Consider the following 12,045-nt stretch of genomic DNA (forward strand, 5'->3'; position numbering starts at 1 on the left):
AACCGAATGTGAAGATATTCCTTCATCTGGATCGCAGGCGATAGCCCTATTTGCCAGTGCGCCAAGCTTTTATCGTCTGACCGCTGATCTGGTAAGTGGTTAGGCGTTTTGTCCATATCTGTTGCAAATTCGTTTCCATGGGGAGTCCGCAGATTGGGCCGATTTACGCTCCATAGTCGTTTCCTCAAAGGCTCGTTCCGTATTTTCCGCGATTATGCTTGTTCCCATAATAAGATAAAGTAAGATCCCGGGGGGCATGCCCCCGGGATCTTACTTTACAACTCGTAGCCCTGATTGCTCATATATTCGGAAACAGCGCTTCCGCTCACTTCGTCAAGTCTGCAACCCAGTTTCGCTGCCGTTGCTGCAGCAAAACCGATTGCCTCACCCATTGGTACCGAATTTCCAGTCACGCGGTAAGAAGCATGAGCCCAAAAATCACCGCTTACATTGCGACCAGCCAAACCAAGATTGTCGATGTCCATCGCGACGAGGCTGCGATAAGGAATTTGATACGGCTTGGAAACGACATTCTCGTTGCTATAGCCGATCTTATCATGAGATTGCAAGGCATGAATATCGACCTGGAAGCGTACGAGGCAAATCCCGTCCTCAAACTTTCGGCCTTGCCGCAAATCTTCGGCACTTAATTTGTAGAGGCCCGTTATCCGGCGCCCTTCCCGAATGCCAATATGGGAGGAGGTTGAGACCAGCCGCACTTCTTCCCAATCTGGGACTTCCCTTAATAATTTCACCGCATCGTAAATTTCCTTGCGGCCATTCACGGTTGCGTTTGTGATGTCCTCTGTGGAGTCGCATTTCACCCCATATTCATGATTCATCATGATGAAGCAGAGGTCCGGATGCGGAAGGCGGAATATGCAGGGAGACTGGTAGCTGGGTTCGATGCCTGCTGTGCGCAGAAATTCGCGAAACTCCTGATGTTTACTTGGCACGCTAGTATTTTCCTGACTCTTGGGCACACCACTGATGATTGCCAGCATAGAGGCCGGTTGGGTCTTGCCTGTTACCGGATGGCCGGTTTCATAAGAGCATCCGGCACTAGCGGCTAAATCTCCGCTACCCGTTGCATCTATATAGACCTTAGCGCGTAGCGCTCGCCTTCCGCTATGTCCTTCGGTGACAACCGCATCAATATGGCGGTTTGTCGTTACCGTTTCCACTACGCGGGTGTGCAATTGGATATCCACCCCTTCATTCATGCACATTTGCTCAAGCAGCAGCTTCATGGTTTCCGCATCATAAGTGAACTCGGATTTATAGCCAGTCGGCAGGTAAGCTTGCTCCTGCTCCAAACGATCTAATAATTCGCGAAAAATCCCTTCTTTACCGCCTCCGTCAAGTACAATGGATAAGTTGCCGGAAGTCCATATGCCTCCCAGGCAGCCCGATAGTTCAATCAAAAGTGTTCGGGCTCCATTCCGGGCAGCAGATATCGCTGCTGCGATACCCGCTGGTCCACCGCCGCATACAATTGTATCGTAATAAGCAGCTATTTCCAGCTTCCTTTCCTTCTCTATAACCGATTCATTTGTTGGATGATTCATATTATCTATCCTCTCTGATTAACCTTTAATGCCGGAGCTGGCTATTCCTTCGACGATCCATTTTTGACAAATCGTATATACGGTCAGCATAGGAATAAGCGCACAAAAAGCAGCAGTGGCTATTAAGCTATAATTCGTTCCGAACTCATCGGTGTAATTCGTAATTCCCAACGGAATTGTGTATAGATCCTTATCCTGCAGAAATATAAGCGGACTCTCAAATTCATTCCAGTGCCAAATAAAATTCAAAATAATTACGGTGACAAAAGCAGGCTTAACAAGCGGTGTAAAAACGCGCAGCCATATATAGAAGTGGCCTGCTCCATCGAGTTTCGCCGCCTCCAGATAATCGTTAGGAATCGTTCGATAAAACTGCCTCATCATAAAGGTGCTCACCACATTCGTAATGCCCGGCAAAATGATCGCCCAGTGTGTATTCACCATATTCAACCAATCGAACAAAATATATCTCGGTATTAAGAGAACTTGATTGGGAATCATTAATGTGGCTAAGTAGGCTAGAAATAAAAATTCTTTGCCCCTGAATTGAATTTTGGCAAAGCCATACCCCGCCAGCGAGCTGCTGATTAAGGTTCCTGCCACAGTGATCAAGGTAAGCTTTAAAGAATTTAAATAGTAGATGTGGAACGGATATTTACCAAACCACACCTCCCGATAATTATCCCATGTAGGCCGAGAAGGAATCCATTCCATGGGGTACTTAAACACATCGATCGGAAGCTTAAAAGACGTGGACAGCATCCATAGAAAGGGAAGAATCATTGCTAAGCTAAATAGAATCATGATGGCGGTATATATCCCTTTTAAGCCTACCTGTCCTGCCTGTGCCCACGCTTTGTTCATAAGTATCTCCACCCTAGTAATCATTTTCCCATTTTTTTTGTTGTTTCCATTGAAGCAGGGTTATGCACAGCAAGATCAAGAATAAAACCCATGCCATAGCAGCCGCATAACCGAATTTGTAGAAATGAAATGCTGAAATGTAGATATAATAAGATAACATGGAAGTACTATTGGCAGGACCGCCTTGTGTAAGCATATAGATGGTTCCGAATACCTGAAAGGTTGTAATCATTAAGGTAATCACGATAAAGAACGTAGTTGGCCGAAGCATAGGTATCGTAACATGCAGCAGTTGAGTCCATGGGCTGGCTCCATCTACATCTGAAGCCTCGTACAGATCTTGTGGTATGCCCTGCAGCCCTGCCAAGTAAAGCACCATCGTATACCCGATAAGACCCCATGCGCCGATAATGATAATGGCTGGCAGCGCCCAGGTTGTACTGGAAATCCATCCTGGGGGATCGCTGATGCCGACCCCTTTCAGGAAGGAATTGATGATGCCGTCCGACGGACGATACAGCAAGCCCCATACAACAGATACAGCCACAACGCTTGAAACGTAGGGCATGAAAATCATTAGGCGAATCAGCTTTTTGAGATACACTCTACGATTAAGGATAAGTGCTGTCGGCAAGGCGATCAACATAATCAATGGAACAGTGACCGCCACGTAAATCAGGTTATTTGTCAGAGATTTGATAAACCACTGATCCTGCCACATGGCCTTGTAGTTATCGAGACCAACCCATTTCAAAGCACTGAATCCCGCCAGGAAATTCCATTCAGTGAAACTAAGCATAACGGAGAACAAGATAGGGAGTAGGGTCAACCCGATAAGACCGAGCATATTGGGCAATACAAACAAATACCCGGTCAATTCTTCTTTGTGCTTGCGCAACCATGTTTGCATGCGTTTCCTCCTTGTGCAAACCGGACTAACTGAATAAAGTGCAGCCACATGTTTTATTTATTCGCTGCCTTGATGAATTCATCCGCTCTCTTTTTTAAGTTGGCAATCGTATTGTCCATGCTTTGGTTATTCAGAAGGAATTTCTCCGTTTCTTCCTTCAGCAGCTTAGCCAGTTCAGGCCGTGCCTTATTGCTATCATTCGGGAAGGTAAACCTGTAATCGCCGGTATAATAGGCCTTCACCGATGGTAAATCGAACAGCTGCTTGTTTTCTCCAGCTGTAGCTTCGATGACCTTATTCACATCAAATTTGGTCCAAGCCGGGACGCGGCCAAAAGGAACCATCGGCTCATAGCCATCTGTGGAATACCACTTAATAAACTCCCATGCTGCTTGTTTTTGCTGCGAGTTGGAGCTGATGGACAAGAAGTCCTGCATACCGTACCCATTAAACCCAGGCTGTCCCTTAGTCATATGTGGTGTTGGAAGGACGGCCGTTACGAAATCGTGAGGATACTTTTGGAGATCTTTTACACTTCGAATCAGGAAGGCTCCCCAGATCATCGCCACTTTGCCTTTTAAGAACTCCTGGTCAGGCGCAGGCTTGGATGTTAGTACATCGCCATAGGGGTAAGTGGATTTATCAACCTTCTCCATTCGCTCTTGAAGTGAGAAGATGTCCTTCCATAATGGGTTGTCAAAGGCTGAAGTGCCATCGGGCTTATATTGATAATCGGCGCCCAGCTGACTTAAAGCCATGGTGTTTTCAAAGCTGGCTTTTGCATAATCGAACAAAAATCCGTAGCGTTTATTCTCCCCTTCTCCTTTAGTTAGCTTCTTAGCTAAAGTAGCGACATCTTCCCAGGTCCAGTCTGCAGAAGGCAGCTTTTCCCCAATTTCATCCAGAGCATTTTTGTTGATCAGTATCCCGTCAATTGCCTTCTGGGCCGGCACATAGTAAGTTTTTCCATTAATGATTTCGGTATTACCCTTGCCAAAATTGCCTGCAAGATCGAAATTATCCTTTTTGATGTAATCGTCCAACGGCTCTACAACACCGGCCTGAATTCGCTTATTTCGGAGGCTGGGTTCGTAGCCAATAAATATATCCACATCCTTGCCCGAGTATAAGGCAGTATCCAGCTTGGTATTTCCTGCGTCATCATTAACGAATCGGACATACTCTACCTGAATATCCGGATGAGCTTTATTCCAGTTTTCGACTACCTGCTTCGGCCCGTTTTCCTCTGGTGTTCCACCCCATATTTTCAGCTTGATCGGAGCCTTGTTTCCAGCAGAAGGAGCTTTTGCGCTTTGTCCATCGCTGTTACTGCTGGTGCAGCCTGACACGGCCAACATTGCGGATAAAAGCATGGCCGCAGCAGATACAGCTCTTTTTTTAGTGATCATTTATATCAACCTCCCTATTTAACTACTTCTTTAGTATAATAGCAGCGGTTTTGGCGTTAAATGAATAATACCCACAACAATCTGCAACATTCTTTGAATTTAAAAGCGTGCATTTAGTGGAACTTCTCTTTTCTGTAATATTTATTGGCCATACTGGATTATTTTTTTAAAAATTGATTTCGGTAATCGAGCGGATTCCTTCCTTCGTACCTTTTGAATTGCTTGGAAAAATAATTCGCATCCGCAAAACCGATCCTCTCGGCAATTTCGTAGGTCCGCAAATCGGAATTCCGCAACAGCTCTTTGGCTTGCTCCAATCGATATTTGGTCAAGTAGTCGACCAGATTTTCCCCAGTCTCCTTCTTATATAGATGGCTCAAATAAGCTTCTGATAGGCCAATAGAGCTGGCAATATCAGCAATAGCTATTTTTTGTTGATAATGCCGATTCATATAGGCTCTTGCTGCCCATATTTCTGAGCGCATTCTTGTGTTCGCATGAACCTTGTAGAAATCGATATAAAAACCGATCCAATCCAGAAACCACTGTATCAATTCTGCCAAGGTTTCGATCTTTCTGACCGCTTCATTCGGGTAATAGCCATTGAATTCAGGAAGCTCTATGGAGGAGAGCTCAAGCCTTTTCAAATGTCTGTAAAAAGGCAGCAGCAAGTCATCGAAAAATGCCCTTGCCCTTCTGACTTCAACAGTCGGATTCAAAAAACGATGGAGCACATCATGAATGATCAGCTGCAATTGTTCTTTATTTTCCAGCAGCAGCTCATCCTCAATGTGCCTTACTTCTTCTTCCGTTAAATAAATCGGCTGGTCCCGAACCGTAGCAAGCACATCGCTTCCGATAATGGTCGATTTTGGATAATAGAAGGTATACTCCAAGGTTCGAATAGCCGTCCGATAATTTTCCGGGATTATCGAAGGGTCTCCTAGTTTTCCGGAAATTCCTATCGATACAGAAAGCTTCAGGTATTGGTGCACGACGACCTGTATTCGCTCAGCTACGGCTTGCGCATGATGCTCCCAGACTTCAGGGTTCCCACAATTGGCAAGCAGGATGACGATTCCCTGCTCGTTGATCACAACATCGCCGCTTAGCTCCATACGCAAAATCTCCAAAGCAATATTGGATACGGAAAAGCCCGTTAATTCTTTGTTTTTTAAGGTTCCCGCTTGCTGCTTTTTCTCCAAATCATCGATGCGAATAGCTATCAAGCCTATGCTATCGTGGAGGGGAATGGTCCAATCCTTCACCGAAGCGGCCCACTGTTCCTGAGACTGCGGCTTTCCTTCTAGCATTTCGATGATCGCCTTGTGCTTCATCACTTGTGAACTGATATGAATTTTTTGGATTTTTTGCGCTTCCGACCGTTCTTCTTCCTTCAGCTTTTTCTTTATATCCCTAACTCTGATTAATAGGTTTTGCAGCTCCTGAGGCTGCATGGAGAGCTTCAGAATATAATCAACAGCCCCGAGCTTCAAGGCTTGCTGTACATATTCAAAATCGTTATGACAGCTTAAGATGATCACTTGAATGTGAGGATATTGCTCCTTCAATTGCTTCATCAGCTCAATGCCATTCATGACCGGCATTTGGATATCCGTCAGCACGACATCCGGTTGGTGGCTATGGACCATGTCCAGTGCCTGTGAACCATTAGCCGCCTCACCTATCAGCTCGCACCCCAGCTCCGTCCATGGTATCATCGATTTAATGCCTACCCGAACAATCATCTCGTCTTCCACAATAAGTACCTTAAGCATGCTCTTCGTCTGCTCCCTTCAATGGCAATAGAATAGATACCGCTGTCCCAACGCCAATTTGGCTTGAAATACTCAGACCGTATTCCTTGCCGTAATGTAATTGAATGCGGTCATGAACATTTTTTAAGCCTATGCCAGAAAATTGAAATTCCGCAGGCCCCTCCGAATGTTCAAGCAGCAATTCTGTAGATTGAGACTTCATCCCTGCTCCGTTATCCTCGATCACCAATTGAAAGGAGGTGCCTTCAATATTTCCCTTCAGCCTTATTTCCCCTTGAACAGAACCGTCCTCAAAGCCATGTCGAATGGAATTTTCCACAATCGGCTGGAGAGTTAGCTTGGGAACACATTTTTCCATAAGAAAATCCGGCATCTCCAGGTGGAGCGTATAGTTGTTATTGAATCTCATGTTTTGCAAATCCAAATAAAGCTCCAAATGCTCGACCTCTTCCCGAATGGTTACCAGATCTCCGTGCTGTTGAAATGATTTCTCCAATAATCTTCCCAGCTTGGATACCATCTCCGCTACATGGGGGGCTTCGCTCATATAGGCTGTCCATTTAATCGTATTTAAGGTATTGAACAAGAAATGCGGATTGATTTGCGCCTGAAGCGCTTGAAATCTGGCAATTTCCTTTTTCCTTCGCTCCACCTTATTTCTTTCAATGCTATCACGAAGCCGCAATACCATTTGGTTAAAATGCTTGGTCAGCAGTTTAATTTCATAAGCCCCTGATAACAGAACACGAACCTCCAAATTGCCGCTATCGAGTACTTGAATCGAATGAGCTAGTTTACTGAGTGGCTTTGTGATCATCATAGAAAAAAAGAACATCAGGATAATGAATAGGGCAGCAAATAGACCGGAAATTAGGAACAAGCTGTTCTGAGCTTGTGATAATCGGTCCTTCAATAAACTCTGATCATAGAGCATAATGAGTTTCCAATCAAAATTAGGCAGTTTATACCCCATCGCATAGCTTGGCTGCCCAATAAGCTGGATTGCCGTTTCCTGGCGATCCATAGAGGCTTTTAAAAGCTCAGTTGGAAGCTGTTGTCCAATCCAATTTTCATCATTTGAAATATAGATCGTACCGCTATTGGAGGATAAATAGAAGGGATTTCCAAAATCCTGTTTGATTTCCTGCGTACTCAAAAAAGCGGAAGTACGCATGTGAATCAAGAGCACAAGCTGCAAGGAATCTGCGTAACCAAACTTCAACACGCGCGCCATAGAGAAATAGGACTTGTCCTTTTCTGCAAAGTCAGTATTCCGCTTCGTAGCAAACCAATTTACATGACCATTCATTTGGACCGTTTTCTTATACCAGTCCATGTCCTGTATTTCTGGGATAGATCTGGAATCGGTAAGCGAGGCCGTACTATAAATGGCACCACGGGTATCGATTAGCGTAATTTCACCTTCTCCGGGCAATATATAATTTTTGACATCCGTCAGCTTTCGAATCATTTCCTGGGTCAGTTGGTTTCGGTTAAAGGCAGTCAGTTCCCGATCTTCGTATTGCTTGATCATTTCGTTGATTCTATTGTCCTGACCAATTAAATTCGAGGCGGACAACACCGCGTCCACCATCTTTTCGATACTGCTGCTCTTCGTTTCCAAAGTTTGAATATGGGTTTGATATATTTCCTCTCTTACCGCCTTTTGGGTAGACAAGTTGTATAAGATCAACAGGATCGCAATGGGCACCAGAACAAAAACGAACAAAAGCTGAAGGATGCGGGAACGAATGGTTTGAAATGATCGTTGAAACTTCTGCAAATCCAAGATGATGATTACCTCCATTTTTGAGCATGTCATATTCACCTACCGTTATTCCACAAATCACAAGGAAATCCTTTTTCGACAGCAAATTTCTAGCCTTCATATGCAATGAAACTATACTCTCAACTGATCCATTCATTTAATTTTAAATTGCTGTCCCTCCTTGTTCATCCCAACTTGGATTTGTATTTTATTTAGCATTCGTGCATGCACATGATTACTTTTCAATGGTATAATCGGTTTAATCAAAAATTCAAGTGGTTTAGTTGGAGGTTTGTTAAACTTGCATATCGGAATCGATTTGGACAACACCATTCTAGATGCAACTACAGCTTTTTTACATTACTATAATATCGCGTCTGGGTTATCGTTAACGCATGTGGATGTGAATGATTTTTATTTATACCGTTTATATGGGTGGGATAAGGAGGAACGTGATGCCGTTTACAATAAATATGGTCATGATATTCATTGGAATTCATCGCCCCTGCCCATGGCCGTAGAAATATTACAAAAACTATATACTCAGCATCAAATATCCATTATTACCGCACGACCCTTGCTTTACCGTGAGGTTACCATTAGCTGGCTTCAGCATCATAAAATTAATTATCACAATATTACACTGATCGAAAATAAACTCCAAGCATGTATTCAAGCTAAGGTGGATGTATTGATTGATGACGGTCCTCACTATGCTGAGGAGTTTGCCCTTGTCAATAAGCCCGTTATTTTATATGAACAGCCCTATAATATATCGGTTTCTAATCCCTTAGTATTGCGTGCTGCCAATTGGAATGAGGTAGACAAGCATATTGACTACTTGGCATCTAATCTAAACTTGAGTTAATAAAATATGGGGGATTTTGAACAGATGGAAGAACAACATCAAGACTTTTCAAAATCAGGCACGAGTGATCGCATTAATTGGAATTCGACCGATATGATTCATAGTGACCTGCTGGCCACCAGGAAGCTTGTATATAACCCTTGCAGGCTTGATTGCTCTCAACCACTCGAAGAAAAACAAAATGCGGATTATGGTGCGTATGTATTTAACTTGAATGCTCTTTCCATTAGATTTCGTGTCGCAAAAATCACGCCTACAAAGATCGGGCAATTTGTGACCCTATGGGAGAAAATCGGGAATGGACCGACCCAGCCCTATGACATATCAGAACGAGTCGATTTCTTTGTTATTAGTACACGCCATGATAACAACTGGGGTCAGTTTATATTTCCGACATCTGTTTTATGTGCTCACGATATCGTATCCAGTCAAGGTAAAGGTGGTAAAAGAGGAATACGGGTTTACCCATCTTGGGACCATCCTACAAGCCGTCAGGCTCTAAAAACTCAAGCGTGGCAGCTGGAATATTTTCTGGAAATACCTGTGAATAGACCCTTAGACCATGTGCGTGCACAAATGCTTTACGGTCTATACAAGGAAACTTTATAGTGAGCGGACAAAATGCCCTCAACCATGAAAGGTAAAGGGCATTTTGTCCGCTCTATGATGGTAAACTGTCCACTAAGTTAGGTTAAAAGAAGCCTCCGCCCTCCCGGACGATCCGTTGTGCCTGTTCATAAGCTTGCTCCTCTATAACCACCGTAAGCAAAATATCCATATTGCCAACCCCGTTATGATCATAATACCCATCCTCTGAGCGTGGAGCACTTAATCCGCTGGCATCAACATCTGCCGCTGCCAAGATGCCTTCGTCAATCCCTGGACTCTCATTATTCAGCGTTAGAAAGCTTAACCCGGGGAAGCCTCCCGTTAATGGATTAAATGTTTCACTCACGCCGTCACCCTGGAATTGACCAATCCTAGCAACCTGAACATCAATGGTTCCAAGTGCCTTTAGCTTGGGAAGCAGTCGATTTGCATCATCAGGTGAATGAAAGTAAGCCATGATGCTTTTTTCTGCCAAGGGTATCCCCCCCTTTCTTCATTATATAAAGCTGCTTCTACCGCTTGTTCGTTCGTATATTGACATCCAAATGCAGCCTTCTCCTCTGAATAGTTTGCTATAAATCCAGTAAAATATGTGTTGATTTATAGGATATTACACGGTTGGCATCGTGCCTCCATCAATAACGTATTCGCTCCCTGTAATCGATGATGCACGGTCGGATACCAGAAATGCAACAGGTCGGCAACTTCTCCGGAAGTCCCGGGCGGCCAAGCGGAATGCCACCGAGTGAGCCCATTAACTGTTTCAGCGCACTTTCTCTGCTCCCAGCTGCGGTTGCAATTCGATCAATCATCGCATCTGCGACCTCAGTTTGAATAAAACCTGGCGATATTGTGTTTATACGTATTCCTCGTGGAGAGAACTCGTTGGACAAACCTTTGCTGTAGTTGGCAAGAGCAGCCTTCGCCGCCGCATAAGCCAATGTCGTTTCATATAGAGGCAGGCTGGTACTGGGAGATTGGTCTGAAATGGAGAAAAGACCACTATGTATCACCAGCGGCCAAACGATTTATCGAATATGTTGAGCTTTCATCATCCAACCCTAACCCTGATGAACCACAAGCAAGAGGCAATTGAATCCCTCTACTCAGATGATCTTAATATAATACCTACATGTTCTCAGGGTATGGCATGTTAACGCAAAATAGACTGCTATTATGAGCAGCCTTTGTACTTAACCTGGATCATCTTGCTCGTTATTTCCTTGCGGTTATCATGAAGCGATTCGAATTCGTCCTTATTCCTTGGGCGGTTTTATTATCTGCTATAAATTTACGAAGGATGTCGAAATCATCATTACATAGCCCAAAATCGGGAATAATCGGAGTATATTTCAAAAGAAACACCAAATCTTCATACGATTCGTAATATTCCGCTGCATCGTATTCATAGAACTGAATTTCAGTAAAGCCAGCCCTTGCTAATTCTGATAAGTATTTGTCTTTTAAAATCCCATCGTCAGCTCCAAATTGCTGTCCCCTGCCAAAAGCTTGTTTGATGTTAAATTTATCGTTATTACTTACTTGTTGGGTGAGAAACAAACCCTCTTGTACTAATACTTTGGCTACCTCTTCTGAGCAGAAATGCGAATGCTGGCAAGTTACCATATTAAAAAAGCTTGAAGGAAACTCCAGATTTGCTGCATCCATCTGCAAAAAGCGTACATTGGATTTCCTGGACTTGTGCAAATTAGCAGCAGCCGTTTGCATCATACCATTCGAATTGTCGATTCCTACTAGCAGCAGAGCAGAATCAGAGATGGAGAGCAAGTTTTCACCTCCACCAGTCCCAATATCCAGCAGTAAATCAGACTTCTTACATCTGTGGGTAACTTCATTGTAAAAATCCCACTGCTTTCCCTCAGATACCACCTTCAGCTGACTAAAATCCCAACCGTTTAATTGTCCAACCTTATCGTAAAAATTCTTATATTCTAATGGGTTCATACGTTGTTTCGAACGCTACGGAATGACATCCAATTCACCTCATATAGAAAGATATTCCAATTATAACGATGAACTTATCGACTTTCAAGGGTAGCAAATAACTTAAGCAGGGTTGTCCCCCTCCCTACAGCAAAAAACGCCTTCAATGAACATGAAGGCGGATGGTCCGAGAATTTAGTAAAGAAATGCGCCGGTAATGATTACCAACAATATAAACAGTACAAGAATCGCACCTGTAGAAGTGCCAAAGCCATAGCCGGCACAACTTTCACCAACTCCGAGTGCACCCATGTCAATCCCTCCTTC

The 12,045-nt window shown here is 43.9% G+C and carries 14 protein-coding genes and 1 pseudogene; 3 read left to right on the plus strand and 12 right to left on the minus strand.

Translation table 11 applies throughout. From position 1 onward, the window contains the following. Nucleotides 1-99: 99 nt before the first annotated feature. The 8 genes from NST47_RS20785 to NST47_RS20820 all read right to left on the minus strand — a co-directional run bounded on the left by NST47_RS20785 (nt 100) and on the right by NST47_RS20820 (nt 8,454). A complete protein-coding gene (locus NST47_RS20785) occupies nt 100-228 on the minus strand; it encodes a hypothetical protein (RefSeq protein ID WP_341156830.1) in 129 nt (42 codons plus the stop codon). Nucleotides 229-275: 47 nt separating this feature from the next. Next, nucleotides 276-1,568, minus strand: a complete 1,293-nt coding sequence (locus NST47_RS20790) for an FAD-dependent oxidoreductase (protein ID WP_341156831.1) — start codon at nt 1,566-1,568, stop codon at nt 276-278. An 18-nt stretch (nt 1,569-1,586) separates the two neighbouring features. Then, nucleotides 1,587-2,432, minus strand: coding sequence for a carbohydrate ABC transporter permease (locus NST47_RS20795; protein WP_341156832.1), 846 nt, complete (start codon nt 2,430-2,432; stop codon nt 1,587-1,589). A 13-nt stretch (nt 2,433-2,445) separates the two neighbouring features. Next, nucleotides 2,446-3,342 (minus strand): carbohydrate ABC transporter permease, encoded by an 897-nt coding sequence (locus NST47_RS20800; RefSeq protein WP_341156833.1) that lies wholly within the window; start codon nt 3,340-3,342, stop codon nt 2,446-2,448. Between the two features lie 53 nt (nt 3,343-3,395). Next, a complete protein-coding gene (locus NST47_RS20805) occupies nt 3,396-4,751 on the minus strand; it encodes an ABC transporter substrate-binding protein (protein ID WP_341156834.1) in 1,356 nt (451 codons plus the stop codon). A 158-nt stretch (nt 4,752-4,909) separates the two neighbouring features. Beyond that, nucleotides 4,910-6,529: a response regulator gene (locus tag NST47_RS20810; protein ID WP_341156835.1), complete on the minus strand. Its 1,620-nt coding sequence runs from the start codon at nt 6,527-6,529 to the stop codon at nt 4,910-4,912. Then, a complete protein-coding gene (locus NST47_RS20815) occupies nt 6,522-8,153 on the minus strand; it encodes a sensor histidine kinase (protein ID WP_341156836.1) in 1,632 nt (543 codons plus the stop codon). Before NST47_RS20815 ends, NST47_RS20810 begins: the two co-directional genes overlap by 8 nt. Further along, a complete protein-coding gene (locus NST47_RS20820; RefSeq protein ID WP_341156837.1) occupies nt 8,074-8,454 on the minus strand; it encodes a hypothetical protein in 381 nt (126 codons plus the stop codon). Before NST47_RS20820 ends, NST47_RS20815 begins: the two co-directional genes overlap by 80 nt. Nucleotides 8,455-8,598: 144 nt before the next feature. Here NST47_RS20820 and NST47_RS20825 point away from each other — a divergent pair, with 144 nt between their 5' ends. Together NST47_RS20825 and NST47_RS20830 are read left to right on the plus strand one after the other, a co-directional pair. Then, nucleotides 8,599-9,165, plus strand: coding sequence for a 5' nucleotidase, NT5C type (locus NST47_RS20825; RefSeq protein WP_341156838.1), 567 nt, complete (start codon nt 8,599-8,601; stop codon nt 9,163-9,165). A gap of 24 nt (nt 9,166-9,189) precedes the next feature. Next, nucleotides 9,190-9,774, plus strand: a complete 585-nt coding sequence (locus NST47_RS20830) for a MepB family protein (RefSeq protein ID WP_341156839.1) — start codon at nt 9,190-9,192, stop codon at nt 9,772-9,774. Nucleotides 9,775-9,856: 82 nt separating this feature from the next. On the opposite strand, the gene NST47_RS20835 is transcribed toward NST47_RS20830, so the two are convergent. Both NST47_RS20835 and NST47_RS20840 read right to left on the minus strand, forming a co-directional pair. Continuing rightward, nucleotides 9,857-10,249 (minus strand): hypothetical protein, encoded by a 393-nt coding sequence (locus tag NST47_RS20835; protein WP_341156840.1) that lies wholly within the window; start codon nt 10,247-10,249, stop codon nt 9,857-9,859. Between the two features lie 135 nt (nt 10,250-10,384). Beyond that, nucleotides 10,385-10,736 (minus strand): annotated as a pseudogene (locus NST47_RS20840) (SDR family oxidoreductase); the annotation flags it as partial. On the opposite strand from NST47_RS20840, the gene NST47_RS20845 reads away from it, so the two are divergent. Then, on the plus strand, nt 10,715-10,870 hold the full coding sequence (locus NST47_RS20845) for a hypothetical protein (protein WP_341159831.1): 156 nt from the start codon (nt 10,715-10,717) through the stop codon (nt 10,868-10,870). The pseudogene NST47_RS20840 and the gene NST47_RS20845 sit on opposite strands and share 22 nt — an antisense overlap. Before the next feature lie 119 nt (nt 10,871-10,989). On the opposite strand, the gene NST47_RS20850 is transcribed toward NST47_RS20845, so the two are convergent. Continuing rightward, the gene (locus tag NST47_RS20850) at nt 10,990-11,739 is read right to left on the minus strand and encodes a class I SAM-dependent methyltransferase (protein WP_341156841.1); all 750 of its coding nucleotides are present in this window, start codon (nt 11,737-11,739) and stop codon (nt 10,990-10,992) included. A 174-nt stretch (nt 11,740-11,913) separates the two neighbouring features. Then, the gene (locus tag NST47_RS20855; RefSeq protein WP_083689548.1) at nt 11,914-12,030 is read right to left on the minus strand and encodes a sporulation protein YjcZ; all 117 of its coding nucleotides are present in this window, start codon (nt 12,028-12,030) and stop codon (nt 11,914-11,916) included. Nucleotides 12,031-12,045 lie beyond the last annotated feature (15 nt).

Origin of the sequence: Paenibacillus sp. FSL H8-0034 (genome assembly GCF_038000305.1) — a bacterium.
GTDB lineage: Bacteria > Bacillota > Bacilli > Paenibacillales > NBRC-103111 > Paenibacillus_S.

Coding starts and splice junctions, on each gene's coding strand:
- NST47_RS20785 (WP_341156830.1), bottom strand. CDS start 228: ATGGGAACAAGCATAATCGCGGAAAATACGGAACGAGCCTTTGAGGAA.
- NST47_RS20790 (WP_341156831.1), bottom strand. CDS start 1,568: ATGAATCATCCAACAAATGAATCGGTTATAGAGAAGGAAAGGAAGCTG.
- NST47_RS20795 (WP_341156832.1), bottom strand. CDS start 2,432: ATGAACAAAGCGTGGGCACAGGCAGGACAGGTAGGCTTAAAAGGGATA.
- NST47_RS20800 (WP_341156833.1), bottom strand. CDS start 3,342: ATGCAAACATGGTTGCGCAAGCACAAAGAAGAATTGACCGGGTATTTG.
- NST47_RS20805 (WP_341156834.1), bottom strand. CDS start 4,751: ATGATCACTAAAAAAAGAGCTGTATCTGCTGCGGCCATGCTTTTATCC.
- NST47_RS20810 (WP_341156835.1), bottom strand. CDS start 6,529: ATGCTTAAGGTACTTATTGTGGAAGACGAGATGATTGTTCGGGTAGGC.
- NST47_RS20820 (WP_341156837.1), bottom strand. CDS start 8,454: ATGAATGGATCAGTTGAGAGTATAGTTTCATTGCATATGAAGGCTAGA.
- NST47_RS20830 (WP_341156839.1), top strand. CDS start 9,190: ATGGAAGAACAACATCAAGACTTTTCAAAATCAGGCACGAGTGATCGC.
- NST47_RS20845 (WP_341159831.1), top strand. CDS start 10,715: ATGTCGTTTCATATAGAGGCAGGCTGGTACTGGGAGATTGGTCTGAAA.
- NST47_RS20850 (WP_341156841.1), bottom strand. CDS start 11,739: ATGAACCCATTAGAATATAAGAATTTTTACGATAAGGTTGGACAATTA.
- NST47_RS20855 (WP_083689548.1), bottom strand. CDS start 12,030: ATGGGTGCACTCGGAGTTGGTGAAAGTTGTGCCGGCTATGGCTTTGGC.